The following is a 19,326-nucleotide window of genomic DNA, read 5'->3' on the forward strand; positions in this document are numbered from 1 at the left end:
TGAGCTTTCGTGAAGGGGTTGATGAAGTTCGAGGCCAGACAAAATCGAAGCCGGCTACCGGGACCCGCGCGCGCCGGCGACCACGCCGAAGGTCTTCAGCAGGATCACGAAGTCGCGCCACAGCGACAGGTGGGCCACGTATTCCGCGTCCATCGCCGCGCGCCGGCGGTAGCTGATCTCGTTGCGCCCGCTGATCTGCCACAGGCCCGTGATGCCCGGGCGCACGGCGCGGTAGTGGGCCCAGTACTCGCCGTACAGGTCCTTCTGCGCGAACATGCAGGGGCGCGGGCCCACCATGCTCATGTCGCCCTTGAGCACGTTCCAGAACTGAGGGAACTCGTCGATGCTGTACTTGCGAAGGAAGGCACCGAAGCGGGTGATGCGCGGGTCGTTCTGCAGCTTCTGGTACATGGCCCATTCGCGCCGCGCGGCCTCGTTGTCGCGCAGGTGGCGCGCCAGCACCGCGTCGGCATTGACCACCATCGAGCGGAACTTGTAGAACTTGAAGACGCGGCCGTCCTTGCCGTAGCGCGGCTGCATGTAGATGGCCGGGCCGCCCGAGGTGTAGAGCACGCCCAGCCAGATGAGCGCGTAGGCCCAGCCGAAGAACAGGAAGAACGAGCCGGCCATCAGGATGTCGGCCGCACGCTTGGCGCGGCGCAGCGATGGCGTGCCGCCCAGCGGCCCGTACGCGGCCGTGTTGGCCGCCGTGCCACCGGCGCCTCGCCCGGTGGAGGATGTCGATCGCAGCGTGTTCATGATTCTGCGTGCTCCGGGTGGATGCGCTTGGGCATGACGGTGTCGGCCGTTTCCAGCGCGTAGGTGGGTTCGCGGCGGGTCGGGGCATAGCCGTAGTAGCCGTAGCTGTAGCTGCGGTAGTGGCGCTTCGAGGTGTCGACCGCGTTGAACACCGCGCCGTGGAAGGCCGCGCCCACGTGGGCCAGCCGCTTGGCGCTTTCCACCAGCTCGCCGAGCTCGCTCTCGCCGGCGCGGGCCACGAGCAGCACCGTGCCCATGCTCGGTGCCATCGCGGCGGTCTCGGACGCGAGCAGGGCGGGAGGACCATCGACGACCACGACGTCGTAGCGCGCGGACAGCGTAGACAGCATGTGCGCGAAGGTGTCGCTGGTCATCATGGAGGCGGGGTCCGGATGCAGGGTGCCCGCGGCCAACACATCCAGGTGCGGCAGCACATGTTGGTGAATGGCGTCCTCGAGCGGCACGCCGCCGGCGATGACGTCGGCCAGGCCCTCCTTGCTCTGCAGGCCGAACTCCTGGCTCAGCTTGCCGCGGCGCAGGTCGGCGTCGATCAGCAGCACGCGCTGGCCCGATGTGGCCAGCAGCGTGGCGAAGTTCGACGACACGAAGGTCTTGCCTGCACCCGCCGTGGCGCTCGAAATCAGCACCCGGTTATTGGGTGCGCCCATCATCACGAACTTCAGCGCGGTGCGCAGCCGGCGCAGGCCCTCGAGCGCAGGGTCTTCGACGTGCAGCGCCGCCAGCACCTTGATGCCGGGCTTGCCCTTGCGAACGGCGCGGTCGAGCACGCGCTGCTGGGTGCTCATCGGGATCGAGGTGTACACCTGCAGGCCGGTAACGGCCTCGATGTCCTCGGGTTTGCCGATGGAGCGCTTCAGGTTCTTGCGCGCCAGCGCCGCAGCGCCGCCGAGGAACAAGCCGCCCGCCAGCGCCAGCGCGACGACGATCAGCGGCTTCGGCCGCACCGGCTTCTCGGCCAGCAGCGCCAGGTCGAGCACGCGCACGTTGGCGACCTTGCCTTCCTTGGCCAGCCGCATCTGCAGCGAGCTGTTCAGCAGCGTGGCGTAGAGGTCGGTGTTGACCTTGATGTCGCGCTGCATGCGCAGCGAGTTCTGCTGCAGCATGGGCATGCGGCGGATGCGGCCGTCAACCGAACCGAGCTCCTTCTTGAGCGAGGCGATCTGCGCGTCCAGCGTCTTCAGGTCGGGGTGCGCGGCGGTGAAGCGGCTTGCCAGGTCCAGCCGCTTCTGCTTCGCATCGAGCAGCTTGGCCTGCAGGTCCACGTTCTGCGACAGGGCATTGCGGGCCTCGTCGTCCAGGCTGATGGTGCCGTTCTGGTTGCGGTACTGGTTGTAGGCGTCTTCCGACTGCTCCAGCTGCTGCTTGAACTTGGGCAGTTCGGTGCCCAGGAAGGCCAGCGCGCGTTCGGCCTGCACCGTCTTCTGGTCGATGTTCTGGCGCAGGTAGAGGCGCGAGATCTCGTTGAGCACGTCGGCCAGCTGGGCGCGGTTCGGGGCCTGCAGGCTGACGTCGATCACGCCGGACTGCTTGCCTTTCTCGACCACGCGCAGGTCTTTCTGAAGGCCCAGCAGGGTGAGCTGCTTCGAGTAGCGCACCAGCTCGAAGGCGCCGCCGGGCCGGGCTTCGAAGGAGCCCACCAGCAGGTGCAGGGTGCCGCCGGGCACGGAGGCCTCCAGCGGCACGCCGGCCGTGCCCTTCAGCGGTGTGTCCAGGTCCGGGTTGGTCAGCGTGTAGTTGCCTTCGCTGCCCGCGATCAGCGTGAACTTCTTGCCCTCGAACGCGCTCGGCACATCCATCTGCGCGACGGCGATCCGCTCGGTGCCCGAGACGAAATTGCCATATCCGAACACGCCGGGGCTGGAGAGCTGGCTCGAATGCCGAGCGATGAACTCGCCCACCACCGGTATGTAGCGCGGCTTCGCGCTGATGTACAGCCGCGTGTTCTCCATCGCCTGTCCCAGCACCATGCGCGACCTCAGGATCTCGGTCTCGCCGGCGGTCGGCGTCTTCACGCTGATGCCCCCGCCGCCGTTGGAGTCACCGGGAAAGTTGCCGCCCGAGCGGTCGGGGTCTTCCACCTGGATCAGGATGTTGGCCTCGTACATGCGCGGGCCGAACAGCGCGTAGCCCACGCCCACCAGCAGCGCCAACGCGGCGATGGAGGCAATCAGCCAGCGGCTGTCGATCAGGACGTCGAGGTACTCGTGGAACCGGGACTCCCGGGGCCAGGCCGTGGTCTCGATCACCGTCATGGGGGAGGCCGCAGGTGCGGGAAGCGAAGGTTGCCAGCGCGCGTTCATGGGGTTCACCTTTTCGTGTTGCGGGGCGAGGCTGCGTGCTTACCGGCGGGCGGTATCGCGGCCGAGGTTGACGACCTGGGCGGACGGCAGGATCAGGCTGATGACGCGGTTCCAGGTGACCAGCGGCACGTGGTCGACGTACACCACGTCGCGCGGCTGCAGCTCGAAGCGGTCGGCCAGCGCCAGCGCTGCCGGGTTCCTCGCGTTGAGGTTGAAGATCTGCTGCTTGTCGAGGTTGTCGGGCGCGTTGCGCACCACGTAGATTTGCCCCGTGCTGGCCGACAGCAAGTCGGGGCCGCCGGCATCGCCCAGCGCCTCGTTGAGGCTCAGGCGGCCGTTGTTGCGCATCAGCAGCGCGCCGGGGCCGCGCACCTCGCCCATCACGAAGACCCGGCTGTCGTCGCGGGAGCCGACATTCACCACGTCGCCGTTGCGCAGCGCGATGCTGTTGCCGTCCAGGCCCATGGACTGGAGCATCGGCAGGTCGATCACCGTCGAGACGCCGCCGCGCGTCAGCGTGACCCGCGAGCGGTCGCCGCTCTGCGTGAAACTGCCGGCGCGGCCGATGGCTTCGGCCAGCGTCATCGGCACGTCGGTCAAGATCTGCAGGCCGGGCGTGCGCACCTCGCCCTGCACGTAGGCGCGCTGGCTGCGGAACGACTGGATGCGCACCGATACCTGCGGCTCCTTGATGTAGGTGCCGATGCGCCGAGCGACCAGCTCGGACGCGCCGCTTTCGGTCAGGCCCTGCAGCTTGACGCGCCCGATGAACGGAAAGCTGATCTCACCCTTGGCGTCGACGATGAAGCCGGGCGCTACGGCAACGCCGGTCGGGTCGGTCTGCTGCGCGATCACCGCGCCGGCGTTGGGCAGCAGTTCCGGGTGGTTGTAGACGATGATGCCGACCACGTCTCCGGGCCCGATGGTGTAGACCGGCGGCGCGGCCAGCAGGCGCTTCATGCCGTCGGGCGTGGTCTTGGGCCTTTGCGCCATCTGCGAGCGGATCAGGTCGGGCGTGATCGGAATGACCTTGCCGCTGTCGGCCGAGGCGGTGCTGTCGCCCGTGGTGCTGGTGAAGCCGAGCGGTCCCACGCCGCCGAAGCCCGGCGCGCAGCCGGAGAGCAGGACCAGTCCCAGCGACAGCAGCAGGCACAGGCCCAGCCATCGCAGCCGGGCATCGACCTGTGCCGGTGCCAGGGCGCGGGCTCTGGCTGGAAGGGCGCGTGTGCCGCGTGTCTGCGTCGCTGGATCGGGGCGTTGCATGGTGATCTCCTTGACGGCCGGTTGACGGTGGGTGGATGGGGAACGACTGGTGAAAGGGGCTGGGCCGTGCGTCAGGGCGCGGCCAAGGTGGCGGGCATGGCCCGATCGGCGCCAGCCGCCATCGGACGGTTCTGGCTGCGGCGCTCGGTGCTTGCACCGAAGCAGCGGTCGGCGACCCAGTCGCCGACGGACTGGAGGAACAGTCGCTGTCCCTGTTCCGTGCAGACGGTGTGGTCGGCTTCGGCGATGAATTCGTACTGCAGCGACTGCGTGAAGGGCTGGCGGGCGAAGGCGCCGAGCTGGTCGCGGCCGTGGTCGCAGACGTGCAGCGACCCCGAATACAGCAACTGCACCGCCACCTGGCGTTCGACGAGGCGCCGGAGGGTGGCGCCGAACCAGGCCGCATTGACTTCGGGTGTGCGCTTCTCCGCGAAGAAGCCCGGCAGCGGCGTCGTCGAATGGCTGGGCAGGAAGTGGCGCTGGAGCCAGCGTTTGGCCTTGCCGGGGAAGGACGGGTGCGCGGGCGCGGCCAGCGCGCGGCGCACGTTGCGCTCCCAGCGGGCGCGCCGCTCCGGGAAGGCGAAGCCGTCGAACAGCGAAAGCGCCACCACGCGCGGGTCGGCCGCGGCTGCCAACATCGCATGCTCGACACCCGAGCACATGCCGACGATCACGAACTGCCGCGCGCCCAGCATGCGTTCGCAGGCGTCCATGGCGGCCTGCAGGCTGTGCACGGCACGGGCCTGAAGGTCGGGCGAGGTGTCGAGCGCATCGCTGTCGCCGACGCCGCCGAGGTCGAAGCGCAGGCTGCTCACGCCGCGCGCGGCCAGCACATGCGCCAGCTTCACGTTGATGCGGCGCGGCCCGACGCGGTGGTTGACGCCCATGTTGAACATGAGGCAGGCGACGTCGCCCGGCGCCTGCTGCGCGGGCGCGGTGAGCATGCCCATCAGCGCGTCGTCGGGGCCGAAGCACACCGGTGTCTGTGTCGCGTCATTCATGGAGAGCCCCCTGGAGGCGGTTGAGCGCGTCGGCCGGCACCATCGCGCTGTTGGGGTAGGGGTCGGCGGTCCAGTCGAGCTGGTGCCGGAAGTACGCAAGACGAACCGGCATGTGGCGCGACTGCTGGTCGGCGGCCCATTGCGCGGTGCGTTCGTCGTCCGGCTCGGCCAGCACCAGCGTGTCGTGCAGCGCCGTGAGCGGCAGCGATTCGGGAACCAGCGCCGCCAGCTGCGCGCGCAGCGCGGGCGAGAGCACCGTGCCGAGGGCTTCCTCGGGCACTGCATCGGGCTCCTGCGCCAGGCTGCGGTGCCAGGCCCGGTCGGGGATGCAGAAGGTGGTGTCGATGGCGGTCACGTGCTGTTCGCGCAGCAGCCGCGCATAGCGGCGCCCGTCGATCACCGGCTCCCACAGCACCAGCCGCACCGGGTCGCAGCGTCCGCCGCGCGCGGCCAGCACGGCCAGGGTGGCGCCCAGCCGCGCGCCGACCCACACGATGGCAGCGCCCGGCGCGCGACGTCGCAGTTCCTCGTGCGCCGAGCACAGGTCGCGGCGCCAGCCGTCGAATTCGCCCTCGTTCTCGTCGCCCGGCGAATCGCCCGAGCCATAGAAGTCGAAGCGCAGCGTGGCGATGCCGGCCCGCGAGAGGCGCTCGGCCAGCACCTTGAAGAAGCGATGGGTGCGCAGGCCCTCCTGCCCGAACGGTGGACACAGGAGCACGGCGGTGTTCTCGGCCCGGTCTTCCTCGGCCGGATGGAACACGCCGAAGAGCTGGCGCGAGGCCGGCCCGAACATGAGTGGCGCGAACCGAGTCATGCATGCGCCTCCAGCAGCTGCCCCGAACGGCTGGCGCGGGCTTCGGTCTGGCGCCATTCGGCGAGCGAGCCCACGCAGTCGAGCCGCGCGGGCGCCGGCCCCAGAACCAGCCAGAGGATGCGGCCGGCCACCAGCAGCTCGACGCTGCGGCAGTCCGGCTCAATGCCCACCTCGAAGCTCTGCGACGACACCAGCAGGCCGACGCCAATGGCCTTCAGGCAGGCTTCCTTGCGGGTCCAGCAGGTCAGGAAGGCCTTGTCGCGCTCGTGCGCGGGCAGGGCGGCCAGCGCTTCCTGTTCGCGCTGCGTGAAATATTCCGCCGCAAGCACCGCCGCGTCGGGCACCGAGCGCAGCAGTTCGACGTCCGCGCCCAAAGGGCCGCGCCCGCCGATGGCCAACAGCGCCAGGCCCTGGCTGTGGCTCAGCGAGAACTGGGTGCGCGTATGGCCCGACAGCGAGGGCTTGCCGAACGAGCCGGTGGCCAGGTGCAGTGCAGCGTGGTGCAGGCCGGTGTACTCGCAGAGCGCTTGCCGCAGGGCGACGTGCGCGGCCACGAAACGCTGGCGGTCGATGGGAAACCGCAAGCCGGCGGCGCGCGCGCACTCCTCCTCCGACAGGATCTGCGCGGGAGGAAGCGCAGGGAAGCTGTCCAGGTCGACATACCGGCAGATCGGCGCGTCGATGGAAAGTGCGTAGTCGGAGTTGTCCATGATCACCCCTTGCGCAGCCAGCTGCCGAGGGCGCCCAACAAGCCGCGCTGCGCGTGTGCGGCCGTGTCGGCGGCCAGTTCCGCGAGGTCGGACGGCACGCCCTGCGGCGCGGCCTGCGCCGACGAGGCGATCTGCCCGAGGTTCTCGAACAGGTAGCGCCGCGGCTCCACGCGGTGCCCCAGCGTCTGTGCCGCCTGCTGCACGGCGCGCAGCACCAGCAGCGAGTCGCCGCCGAGGTCGAAGAAGTTGTCGCTGGCGCGGATCTCGCTCACGTCGATGCCGATCACGTCGGCCCAGATCTGGGCGAGCTGCGCGTGCTCGGGGCTGAGCAGGCCCTGCCTGGCCTTGCGCTCGTCGCCGTTGGCGGCGCCGGCCGGCGCGCCCTTGTCCGTGTCGCCGGCCAGCTTGTGCAGGTAGCGCGCGCTGGCCGAGCCTTCGGTACTGGCGATCTCCGCGAGCGTGGCGCCCGGGTTGTCCGCGACGCGGCGCAGCACCTCGAGGTAGCGCTCGCGCATCTGGGCGCCGGTCTCGCGCAGGTACACGTCGGCGTTGTAGATCAGCGCGCCTTCCAGGCCGTGCGGCTTGTCCATCAGCCACACGCCGATGTCGTCGGTGGCGCCATGCTGCATCACGTGCATCTGGCGGGTCTGCAGGCTGCCGATGGAGCGCGAGCGTTCGCGCGCGTCCTGGAACGAGAACATCGACTGGTAGGGGCCGGAAGTCTTGATCTGCCCCGCATAGCCCGGCTCGGCCATCAGGCGCTCGAACGGCACCTGCTGGTTGTTCATCATCGACAGCAGCTCCTGCTTCACGTAGTGCATGAAGCTGGGCAGTGGCAACGCCATGTCCACCGCGAGCGAAACCGGCAGCACGTTGTTGAAGAAGCCCATGACGTCTTCCGTCTCGGCCTGCTGGCGGCCGCGCACGGGGTTGGCGATGACGATGGCGTCGTTGCCGGTCACCTGGGCCATGGTCAGCGCGTAGACGCCGAAGGTCAGCATGCTGAGCGTCACGTCCATTTCGCGCGCGACCTCGCGCAGCCGCTGCGTGCTTTGCAGGTCGATGCTGATCCAGTGCGCGCCGCCCTGGCCGCTCTTGCCCGCGCGGCGCGGCATGTCGGTCACGGGCGGCCGCACGGCCTTCGCGCCTTCGAGCCGGCCGCGCCAGAACGCGAGCTGTTCCTCGCAGGCGGGCTCGGTCATCCACTTCTCCAGCCACTCGGCATAGTCGCCGTGGGTGGTGGCGAGCGCGGGCAGGTTGTGCGGACGGCCGCGCTCGGCGGCGTCGTAGAGCGCGGCCAGTTCGCGCTGCATCAGGTCGAAGGACCAGCCGTCCCAGATCAGGTGGTGCGGCACGAACATGAAGACGTGCTCGTTGTCGTCGATCTGGAACAGGGTCGCGTGCATCATCGGCGCGCTGTGGATGTCGATCGGCCGGTCCGCCAGCTCCTGCATGCGCTCGGCCAGTTCGGCCTCGCGCTGGTCGGCTGGCAGGCCGCGCAGGTCGACCAGCGGCAGGGCGAATTCCACGGACTCAGCGATCAGTTGCACCGGCTTGCCGCTTTGCTGGTCGATGTCCATGCGGGTGCGCAGCGAGGGCTGGCGCCGGATCACTTCGCGCAGCACGCCTTCGAAGCGCGTTGCATCGAGCTGCCCGATCAGCCGCTGCGCCGAAGGCGCGTTGTAGACCGAGCGGCCCGGGTGCAGCTGCTCCATGAAGCGGATGCGCTCCTGCGAAAGCGTCAGCGGCGCGCTGCGGCGCTCCGGGCGGCATGCAATGGGAGCCTGCAGCCCGACGCCCGCGCCCTGCAGGCCCTGGATGGCCGCGGCCAGCTTCTCGGCCGTGGGCGACTCGAACAGCGAGCGCAGCGGCAGCGTGACCTGGAACTCGCGGCTCAGCAGCGTGGTGAGCCGCGCGGCCAGCAGCGAATGGCCGCCCACGGTGAAGAAGTTGTCGTGCATGTCGAGGCCCGGCAGGCTCAGCACCTTCTCCATGATCGCGAGCACCTTGCGCTCGTGGTCGTTGCGCGGGCCGGCGCCGCGCCGCACCTCTTCGCGCGCGGCCGCCTGCGGCGGCGGCAGCGAGACGCGGTCGATCTTGCCGTTGGCCAGCGTGGGCAGGGCATCGAGCGTCACCACGTGCTGCGGCAGCATGAAGGCCGGCAGGTGCTTGCGCAGGTGCACCATGAGTGCATCGAGGTCGAAGCCGGCGCCCGGCATCAGCGCGAGGTAGGCCACCAGGCGCACGTCGCCGGGGTTGTCCTCGCGCGCCACGACCACGCTGCGGGAGACGCCCGCAACCTCGCAGCAGCGCACCTCGATCTCGCCGGGCTCGATGCGATAGCCGCGCACCTTGACCTGGAAGTCGAGCCGGCCGAGGTGGTCGAGCAGCCCGTCGTTGCGCCAGCGGCCGCGGTCGCCCGAGCGGTACACCCTCTTCGCGGTGCCGAAGATGCGCACCGTGACGAAGCGCTCGGCGGTCAGCTCTGGACGATCGAGGTAGCCCAGCGAGACACCTTCGCCGGCGATGCAGATCTCGCCCGGCACGCCGATGGGGCAGGGCTGCAGTTCGGCATCGAGAATCCAGATCTCCGTGTTGTCGACGGGCCTGCCGATCGACACGCCGCGCGACGCGATCTCTTCGGGGCGCACGTGCCAGGCCGTGGAGTACACCGTGGTCTCGGTCGGCCCATAGCCGTTCCACAGGCCCTCCATGCGTTCGCACAGCGCCAGCGCCATGCTCGGACGCAGCGCCTCGCCGCCGGTCCAGCCGCGAAAGCCGGGGGCGCCGCCGGCCCACTGGGCATCCAGCAGGAGCTGCCACATGCCGGGCGTGGCCTGCAGGAGCGTGATCTGCTCCTGGTCGAGCGCCTGAGACAGGCGGTTGCCGTCCATGGCGACCTCGCGCTGCACCATCACCAGCTCTGCGCCCGCCGCCAGCGGCAGCAGCAGGTCGGGCACCGCCATGTCGAACGACAGGGTGGTGACGGCGGCGATCCGGTCGGCCGGGCCGATGCCCGATTCGCGCTGCATCCACTGCAGCAGGTGCGCCACGCCGCGGTGATGGGCAATGACGCCCTTGGGCAAGCCGGTCGAGCCGGAGGTGTAGATCACATACGAGGCGTCTTCGGGCCCCGGGTCGTCCGTGCTCGGCGGCAGGGTTTCGCCGGACAGCTGCCGCCAGGTGGTGTCGCGGTCGATCTCGAAGATCCGCTGGCCCGCGTCGGCGCACCAGTCGCGCGGCGTCGCGGCGATGTCCGACGTGGTCAGCATCAGGCTGAGCCGGGCGTCGCTGGCGTAGTGGTCGAGCCGCGCATGCGGAAAAGCCGGATCGAGCGGCACGTAGGACGCGCCCGCCTTCAGGATGCCCAGCATCGCGACGACCATTTCCAGGCTGCGCTCCAGGCACAGCCCCACGCGCTGACCGCGGCCCACGCCGCGCGCGTGCAATGCACGCGCCATGCGGTTCGACAGCGCATCGAGTTCGCCGTAGCTGCAGCTTCGCGCGCCGTCGCGCACGGCCGGGCGATCGGGTTGCCGAGGCACGCGCGCGACAAAGCCGGCATGTGCCAGCGGCATGCCGACCAGCGGAACGCGCGCGGGCTGCAGCTCGATCAGCGAACGCGCGGCGCCAACGGACAACACTTCGAGCCGGCTGACCGTTTCGTCCGGCTTGTGCGAGCTCGACTGCAGCACGCACTCGAACATGTCCAGCCAGCGCTGCACGCTGACGTCGTCGAACAGGTCGGTGTTGTACTGCGCCTCCACCATCAGGCCGCCATCGAGCGGGCGCAGGTTCAGGAACAGTTCGAAGTTCTCGTAGCGGCGGGGGATGGTGTCCTGCGCCACGTCGAGGCTCGTGAACGCCTCGGCGCTGCTCGCCACGTCGGGGTCGACGTTGAACGCCACGCTCACCAGCGGCAGCCGGCTCGGGTCGCGCTCGAGCGACAACTGGCCCAGCAGCGCGCCATAGGTGAGCGCCTGGTGATCGAAGGCGTCGAGCACGGCGGTGTTGCATTCGTCCATCAGCGCGTCGAAGCGCATGCCGGCATGCGTGGCGATGCGCAGCGGCAGCAGGTTCACGCAATGGCCGACCAGCCCGGGCATGTCGTGGGCGAGCAGGGCCGACGCCGGCACGCCCACGACGATGTCTTCCTGGCCCGTGAGGCGATGCAGCGTCGCGACGAAGCCGCTGAGCAGGCCGGTGAACAGGCTGGCGCCGGCCTTGGTGCTGGTCACGCGCAGGGCGCTGACGAGGCGCTTGTCGAGCAGGTGCTCGGTGCGGCGCGAATTGAAGGTGCGTGCGGCCGGACGCGGACGGTCCAGCGGCAGGTCGAGCACCGGCTGCACGCTGCCGGGGAAGCGCCCGAGCCAGTAGTCCACGTGCGCCTGCATGTCGGGATGCGCGGCCGCGGCGGCTTCCTCGGCGGCGAAGTCGGCGAAGAGCGGCGCAGCCCTGAGCTTCAGCCCGGTGCCGTTCTGCTCGGCATACAGGTGGCCCAGCTGCTCGGTGATGACACCCCAGGACCAGCCGTCGCAGACCACGTGGTGCGCCGACATCACGAGTTCGTGCTCGGCATTGCCGAGGCGGTACAGCACGGCGCGGAACAGCGGGCCATGTTCGAGCGAGAAGGGCGTGCACACCGCTTGGCCATGGGCCGAGCGCAGCGCCTGCGCGCGGGCTTCAGGCTCGAGTCCGCTCAAGTCTTGCCGGGTCAGGACGTTTCCGCTTGGATGGCTGACCAGCATGCAGGTGCCGTCCGGCGAGATCGTGGCGCGCAACGCCTGGTGGCGTTCGAGCAGCCGGTCCATGGCACGCGCCAGGGCCTCCTCGTCCAGCGCGCCGCGCAGGCGCAGCAGGACCGATTCGTTGTAGGCCATCGAGGCCTCGGTGCTGAGGGTTGCGCCGAGCCAGACTTCGCGTTGCGATTCCGTCGTGGGAATGATGCATTCGATGGCACCGTCGCTGACGATGGGCTTGAAAACGGCGTTCATGCTGCGGCCTTTCCATTGAAGATGTGCTGGCTGGGGGTGGGCGCGCCGGGCACGTACCAGAAGGGCTGGCCGTCGATGTCGCGGGCCAGCACCGAGCCTTCCTCGGTCGGCTTGTGCGCGTCGAAGCCGGCGACGGCCACGGCGCGGCGCGGCAGGAACCCGGACTCCTGCATCTCTGCGACCGATTCCTTGAATGCGTTCTGGATGAATGCGATGTCCTCGGCGCTGTGCGCGCTCGTGAGGAAGCACGGGAAGTTGTCCAGGATGTGCACGCCGCGGCTGCGCATCATTGCGAACAGCAGGTCTTGCAGCGGGTGGTCCTCGAGCCAGCTCACGCGCCACAGCGACGCGAAGTGGCGGATCTCGATAGGCGCGCCGACTTCCTTGCACCAGCCCGAAAGCTCGGCGGCCATGGTGGCGGTGCTGCTGTTGAGTCCGGCCTGCAGCGCGGGGCCGGCTTCCTTCAGGTGGGTGAGCGAGGCCTTGGCCGCGGCGAGCGCGAGCGGATGGCGCACGAAGGTGCCGGCGAAGTAGGTCACGCCGACGCCCGGAATCGAGTCGTCGCCGTACTGCCAGGCGCCGCCGTCGAGCGCGTCCATGAACTCGCGCTTGCCGGCGATCACGCCGACCGGGAAGCCGCCGCCGATCACCTTGCCGTAGGTGGCGAGGTCGGCGCGCACGCCGAACAGCTCCTGTGCACCGCCCAGCGCGGTGCGAAAACCGGTGATGACCTCGTCGAAGATCAGGCAGCAGCCGCTCTTCGCGGTGATGTCGCGCACCTCGTGCAGGAACTCGCGCGGCTGGAAGTCGGGGCGGCGGCTCTGCACCGGCTCGGCCAGCACGGCGGCGAGGTCGTCGGCGTTCTCGCGGATGAACGCCAGCGCCTCGGGCGTGCCGTAGTCGAGCACGCGGATGTCGCCGAACATGCCGCTCATCACGCCCGGCGCTGCCGACAGGCCCTTGCCGCCCTTGCCGGCGAGCACCAGCACCTCGTCGAAGGTGCCGTGGTAGGAGACGGTGAACACCACCACCGTGCTGCGGCCGGTGACGGTGCGCGCGATGCGCAACGCGGCCATCACGGCTTCGGAGCCCGTGTTGCACAGGCCGGCGCGGTCGCTGCCCGTGAGCTCGCAGATGAGCGCCGTGACTTCGGCCGCCAGCGGATGCTGCGGGCCGATCTCGTAGCCCTGGTCGAGCTGCCTGCGCACGGCCTCTTGCACGAAGTCGGGCTGCCAGCCGAACATGTTCATGCCGAAGCCGTTGAGCGCGTCGACGTATTCGTTGCCGTCGAGATCCCACATCTTCGAACCCTTGGAGCGCTCGATGACGATCTGGTAGGTGATCTCCTTCGTGATCGGGCGGAAGCCGTTGACCACGCGCGGGTCGGCCATGTGGGGGCGGTTGGCGGCGGTGAACTCCTTGCTCTTGCGCGTGCGCTCGACATAGCGCCGGATGAAGGCGGCGAGGCGTGCCTTCTGGCGGCCGCTGGGTTCGGCCATGCGCTGGGTGTGGATGCGCGCGATGGCGCCGAAGGCCTTGGACACGTCGTAGCGCACCGGCTCCTTCTGCGCGGGCTCCTCGGACGGAACTGCAGCCACCGGCTGGGCCGGCACGGCCTGCAGCGTCATCAGCGGCGCGGCCGGCGCTGCACCCGACAGCAGTGCGAGCTGCTGGCGCATCAGTTCCATCTGCTGCGAAATCAGCTGCGACAGCTGCGCGTCGCCCGCGGTACCGCCTTGCATCGGCATGTACACGGGCACCGGCTGGCGCGGCGCGGCCTGCGGCACGGCAACGGCACTTTCCACCGGCGCTGCCGCGACGGCGGGTGCAACGGCCGGCGCAGGCGCTGCCTCAGGCGGCAGGCTCTCGCGCAGGAAAGCCGAGAGCGAGTCGAAGCAGCGGTATTTCTCCATCAGCTGGCGGAAGCTGAGGTTGACCTTGAAGTGCTTCTTGATCTGCGTGGCCGCCTGGGTCAGCGTGAGCGAATCCAGGCCCAGCTCGCCGAAGGGCGCGTGTCCCTCCGCCTGTGCCATGTCGAGGCCGGAGATGTCCTCGAACAGGGTGCGCAGGCGTGCGTCCATGGACGAGGCGGGAGGGGGAAGAGGCGAGGGCGTTGCTGCTGCGGTCACGATCGGCTCCAGGGAAATGGGTGGAATGAAAGAGGCAGGGGCCGCGACCGCAGCGCTGACGGATGCGGTCGCGGTGGAAAGGGGGAGAAGGGTGGGTGCGGCGATGTCGACCCAGAAGCGCTTGCGCTCGAACGGCGTGGTGGGCAGGCACACGCGCTGGGCGCCGTTGCGTGCAGCGAGGCGCGACAGCTCGACCTCGGCGCCGCAGGTCCACAGGCGGCCCAGCGCCAGCCGCAGGGTGCGAGCCTCTTCGGCCGGCTCGCCGTGCAGCAGCGGCACGACGCTGCTCGCGCCGTGCTGGCGCACCAGCGTGGAGAGCATGTTGCGCGGGCCGGCTTCCACGAACAGCGGGTTTGCCGTCTGCGCCATCGCGCAGCGCACGGCCGGCGAGAAGCGCACGGTTTCGCGCAGGTGCCGGGCCCAGTAGGCCGGGCTGGTGGCTTCGGCGTCTTCGAGCGGCTGGCCGGTCAGCGTCGAGTAGATCGGCGTCTGCGGCGCACGCAGCGCAACCTTGCCGACCAGTGCCTCGAAGGGCGCGACAGCCGCGTCCATCATGGCGGAGTGGAAGGCGTGCGAGGTCTGCAGCGGGCGGGCCGGAATGCCGTCTGCTTCCAGTGCCGCCTGCAGCGCCGCGATGGCGTCGAAGGGGCCGGCGGCGACGCAGGCCGTGGGGCCGTTCTCGGCGGCGAGCGACAGCTGCGGGCCGAGCCGGCCGGCCAGTTCGGCCGCGCCCAGGCGCACCGACAGCATCGCGCCCGCTGGCTGGGCCTGCATGAGCGCGCCGCGGCGGGCCACGAGCCGGGCGGCGTCTTCGAGCCGCATCACGCCCGCGAGCACGGCCGCAACGAATTCGCCGACGCTGTGGCCGATCAGCGCATGCGGCCGAGCGCCCAGTGCCAGCAGCCGCCGCGCGAGTGCGTATTCGAGCGTGAAGATCGCGGGCTGCGTGACGGCCGTGGGCACCAGCGACTGCGCGTCGCCGGAGAACATGCGCTCGCGCAGGTTGAAGTCGGTCGCGCCGTCGAAAGCGGCCATGCAGTCGTCGAACGCGGCGGCGAACACCGGGTCGTTCGCGCGGAGGTTCTTGCCCATGCCTGCGTACTGCGCGCCCTGCCCGGGGAACATCAGCACGAGCTGCGGTGCGCGCGAGGCGGTGCGGCCGCTGGCGCGGCTGGGCGAGTCGGCGCTGCGCAGGGCCGCGACGGCTTCGGCCGTTCCGCTGGCGACCACCGCTCGGCGGAAGGTGTGGGCCTTGCGACCGACCGCGAGGGTGTGCGCCACGTCGGCCAGCGACAGTTCGGGGTGCGCCTCGAGGTGCGCCGCGAGCTGCTCGGTGGCCGTGTCGAGCGCGGCCTCGGAGCGCGCCGACAGCGGCAGCACGTGGTCGCCTGTCGCCGCCGGCGAGGCCTGCCGCGGTGGCGCTTCTTCGACGATGACGTGCGCGTTGGTGCCGCCGACGCCGAAGGAACTGACGCCTGCGCGGCGCGGCTGGTCGGCGCGCGGCCACGGCTGCAGGCTCGCCGTGACGTGGAAGGGTGTGCGCGCGAAGTCGATCGCCGGGTTCGGCGCGCTGAAATGCACGGTCGGCGGAATCTGTTCGTGATGCAGCGCCAGCGCCGTCTTGATGAGGCCGGCCGCACCGGCCGCCGTGACCATGTGGCCGACGTTGCTCTTGAGCGAGCCGAGCGTGCAGTAGCCGAGCGCATCGGTGTGCTCGGCATAGGCACAGGCCAGCGCCTCGACCTCGATCGGGTCGCCCATCGGCGTGGCGGTGCCGTGAGCCTCCACGTACGAGATGCTGCGCGCATCGACGTCGGCCGCCGCGAGCGCGGCCCGGATCACCGCCGCTTGCCCGTCGACGCTGGGCGCCGTGAAGCTGGCCTTGGAGCCGCCGTCGTTGTTCACGCAGGCGCTGCGCAGCACGGCGTAGATGGTGTCGCCATCGGCCTGCGCGTCGGCCAGCCGCTTGAGCAGCACCACGGCCGCGCCGTCGCTGAAGACCGTGCCCCGCGCCTGCGCATCGAAGCTGCGCGTGCGGCCGTCGGGCGAGAGCATCGAGCCCTCGTTGTAGAGATAGCCGCTGCGCGGCGGGCAGGTGACCGAGGCGCCGCCAGCGAGCGCCATGTAGCACTGGCCCGTGCGCAGCGCATGGAAGGCGTGGGCCACGGCCACCAGCGAGGTCGAGCAGGCGGTATGCACGCTGACGGCCGGGCCTGTGAGGTTGAGCCGGTTCGCCACCCGCGTGGTGATGTAGTCCTTCTCGTTGGCCAGCATCACCTGGAACTCGCCGACCGGCTCCACGAGGTCGGGCCGGGTGCTCACGTGGCGCTGGAAGTAGGTCGCGTTGTACATGCCGGCATACACGCCGACCGGGCCCGGCGCGGCATCGGGCACGTAGCCGGCGCGTTCCAGGCATTCCCAGCAAATCTCGAGGAACACGCGCTGCTGCGGGTCCATCAGCTGTGCTTCCTTCGGGCTGATGCCGAAGAAGGCGGCGTCGAAGTCCTCGATGCCGTCGATCACGCCGCGTGCGCGAACGTAGGACGGGTCGCTGCGCAGGGCCTCGCTCACGCCGGCGTCGAGCGTGGCGTCGTCGAAGAAGCTGATGGTGTCGCGCCCGGCAACGAGGTTGTCCCAGAACTGCTCGACGTCGGCCGCGCCGGGAAAGCGTCCGGCGGTGGCGACCAGGGCGATGGCGTCGTGAATGCCGGCGTCCGGCCGCGCTGCAAGGGTGGCCGCTGTGGTCGGTCGATCCTCCGAGACGACCACAGCGGCCGAGGCGGGCAGATCACCCGCCTGCTGCATCCGCGCACCGATCGCTTTTGGCGTGGGATTGCGGAAAAAAAGGTTGGTCGACAACGGCAGGCCGGTGCCGCGCTGCAGGTCGGCGAGCACCTGCAGCACCAGCAGCGAATCGCCGCCGAGGTCGAAGAAGTTGTCGTTGCGCCCGACCTTCGAGATGCGCAGTGCGCGGGCGAAGGCCTCGCACACCTGCTGTTCAACGGTGTCGCGCGCTTCCTCGAAGGGCTGGGCGAGTTCGGGGCGTTCGCCGGCCGGCTCGGGCAGCGCCCTGCGGTCGAGCTTGCCATTCGGCGTGACGGGCAACTGCGCGAGCCATACCTGGGCAGCAGGAATCAGCGCCGCGGGCAGCCGGGCCGCGAGGTGCGTGCGCAGGGCGTCCCACGAAACCTTCTGCGAGCGCGCGACGAGATAGGCCACAAGGCGCAGCTGGCCGCTGCCGTCGGGCCGCGCGACCACGGCGCAGGACTGGATGTCCGGGTGGGCGAGGATCGCGGCCTCGACCTCGCCGGTCTCGATGCGGTGGCCGTGGATCTTCACCTGGCCGTCACGACGTCCGATGAACTCGACGGTGCCGTCGGGCAGCCAGCGCGCGAGGTCGCCGGTGCGGTAGAGCCGCTCGTCCGCACCGCCGAAGGGGTCGGGCACGAAGCGTTCGGCATCGAGCGCGGGCTGCCGCAGGTAGCCGCGGGCCAGGCCGTGGCCGCCGATGCAGAGTTCTCCCACGAAGCCCGTCGGCAGCAGTGCCATCGAGGGGCTCAGCACGCGCAGCACGGTGTCCTTGATGGGACGCCCGAGCGGAATCGAACGCAGGTCTTCCGGCAGCGGCAACGCGATGCGGTGCGTGGCCGCGAAGGTCGTGCACTCGGTGGGGCCGTAGCCGTTGCTCAGCGTGAGGCCGGGCAGGGCGGCCAGCGCGCGCCGCACGTGCGGCACCGACAGCGCTTCGCCGCCGGTGAACAGGTGCCGCAGGCCAGAAAGATGGGCCGGGTCGTCGTCGACCACGGCGTTGAACAGCGCGGCGGTGAGCCATGCCGTGTGCACGTCGTGGCGCGCGATGGTGCGCGCGAGGCCGGCACCCGTGGGCACGGGCTCTTCGTGCACCACGCAGCAGCCGCCGTTGAGCAGCGGACCCCATATTTCGAGCGTGGCCGCGTCGAAGCCCAGCGGCGCCGCGTGCAGCATGGTGCGGCCCGGAGCGAGCGCGACGTAGTCCACGCCCACCACCAGCCGCAGGATCGAGCGGTGGCAGATCTCGATGCCCTTGGGCGTGCCCGTCGAGCCCGAGGTGTACATGACGTAGGCCACCGATTCGGCGTCGATCGCCGGCGGGTTCCATGCACTTCGATTTGTCTTGTCTTCGTACTCGTCGAGCAGCAAAACGCCGTGGTGGGGGGGGATCAGGTGGTGGTGCGCCTGCATGGTGAGCACGTGGTGCGCACGCGCCTCGCCGAGCATGTAGGCGATCCGTTCGGGCGGGAAATCGGTGGGCACCGGCACGTAGGCGCCGCCAGCCTTGAGGATGCCGAGCTGGGCCACGATGGCGGCCTTCGAACGGTCGAGCAGCAGGCCGACGCCGTCGCCGCTGCGAACGCCCAGGCACTGGAGGCGCCGCGCGAGTTCGTCGGAGCGCCGGTCGAGTTCGCCATAGCTCATTTGCGCATCGCCTTGCGCGATGGCAATGGCATCGGGGGCGGCCGCGGCCTGGCGGCTGAACACGCCGGTTACCGTGGTTGCCGGGTCCACCGGGGCGAGGGGGGTGTTCCAGGCTGTGAGCTGATCGGCGCGATCGGTGCGCGGCAGCGTGCGGATGTCGTCGAGGGCGGCATCGGGGCGCTCCAACAGATCTTGGGCGGTGTCGGCAAGGGCAGCGAGCAGCTGTTCGATTGCGGCGGCGTCCATCGAGCCCGTGGCTGCATCTATATGAAGCAGTGCCGAAGCGGCGTCGAAGCGCAGCCGCACGGGGGCGTCGGCGTGGACCTCTTCGCGCAGCCAGAGCGAGTCCGGTGGCGCAATGGCCTGCGGTGATTGCGACGCTGCGCGGCGGGCCAGGTCCAGTTCAGCCAGCCAGGTACCCGCGGCCTTGGTGGCGTCGAACGCGACGGTGGTCGAGCAGCGCGCCGGGGCAACGCCCGCCTCGTGGAGCACGGGCCAGAGGCTTCCGAGCCAGCGCGACTGCAGCAGCAGCCATGCGCCCGCGAAGAGGGCGTCCGGCAGCTGGCCGGTGGCGGCGAGCCATTGGCTCCAGCGCCGGGCAAAGCCGGGCTCGAGCGCCAGCGAACCGGCGCAGCCGCCGGCTGTTCCTTCCGGCTTGCATCGCGGCACGAACAGGTCTTCCAGGGCGAGGCCCGGAGAGCTTTCCTGCGGCTGCGAAACACTTTGAATTTCCATCTAAATATCCCAAAAGAAATACAATGGAAGCAATTGGGCAAATGGAAATTCCATTTGCCCAATTAATGGGGGAGCATTTGTTGTGTTCTTTTCGTGACTTCATCCTAGGAGCTTTCCCGGGGCCAATGTGCGCACTTTAGGCCTA

Annotated in this window: 8 protein-coding genes; all 8 read right to left on the reverse strand. The window is 69.9% G+C overall.

The window, feature by feature from the left end; all coding sequences use genetic code 11:
- Positions 1–54: 54 nt before the first annotated feature.
- Positions 55–759 carry a sugar transferase gene (locus tag ACEOAB_RS14235; protein ID WP_413750025.1) on the reverse strand — a complete coding sequence of 235 codons (705 nt, stop codon included), beginning with the start codon at positions 757–759 and terminating at the stop codon, positions 55–57.
- A complete protein-coding gene (locus tag ACEOAB_RS14240; RefSeq protein ID WP_413750024.1) occupies positions 756–3,080 on the reverse strand; it encodes a polysaccharide biosynthesis tyrosine autokinase in 2,325 nt (774 codons plus the stop codon). Before ACEOAB_RS14240 ends, ACEOAB_RS14235 begins: the two co-directional genes overlap by 4 nt.
- Before the next feature lie 39 nt (positions 3,081–3,119).
- Positions 3,120–4,343: a polysaccharide biosynthesis/export family protein gene (locus ACEOAB_RS14245; protein WP_495653799.1), complete on the reverse strand. Its 1,224-nt coding sequence runs from the start codon at positions 4,341–4,343 to the stop codon at positions 3,120–3,122.
- A gap of 71 nt (positions 4,344–4,414) precedes the next feature.
- The gene (locus ACEOAB_RS14250) at positions 4,415–5,344 is read right to left on the reverse strand and encodes an alpha/beta hydrolase family protein (protein ID WP_413750022.1); all 930 of its coding nucleotides are present in this window, start codon (positions 5,342–5,344) and stop codon (positions 4,415–4,417) included.
- Positions 5,337–6,158 (reverse strand): serine aminopeptidase domain-containing protein, encoded by an 822-nt coding sequence (locus ACEOAB_RS14255; protein ID WP_495653800.1) that lies wholly within the window; start codon positions 6,156–6,158, stop codon positions 5,337–5,339. The genes ACEOAB_RS14250 and ACEOAB_RS14255 overlap by 8 nt, the downstream gene beginning before the upstream one ends.
- Entirely contained in the window at positions 6,155–6,868 is a 714-nt protein-coding gene (locus ACEOAB_RS14260; RefSeq protein WP_056596956.1) for a 4'-phosphopantetheinyl transferase family protein, read from the reverse strand. Before ACEOAB_RS14260 ends, ACEOAB_RS14255 begins: the two co-directional genes overlap by 4 nt.
- A gap of 2 nt (positions 6,869–6,870) precedes the next feature.
- Positions 6,871–11,862, reverse strand: coding sequence for an amino acid adenylation domain-containing protein (locus ACEOAB_RS14265; protein WP_495653801.1), 4,992 nt, complete (start codon positions 11,860–11,862; stop codon positions 6,871–6,873).
- On the reverse strand, positions 11,859–19,181 hold the full coding sequence (locus ACEOAB_RS14270; protein ID WP_495653802.1) for an amino acid adenylation domain-containing protein: 7,323 nt from the start codon (positions 19,179–19,181) through the stop codon (positions 11,859–11,861). The genes ACEOAB_RS14265 and ACEOAB_RS14270 overlap by 4 nt, the downstream gene beginning before the upstream one ends.
- Positions 19,182–19,326 lie beyond the last annotated feature (145 nt).

The sequence above is a fragment of the Variovorax sp. Varisp53 genome (assembly GCF_059491555.1).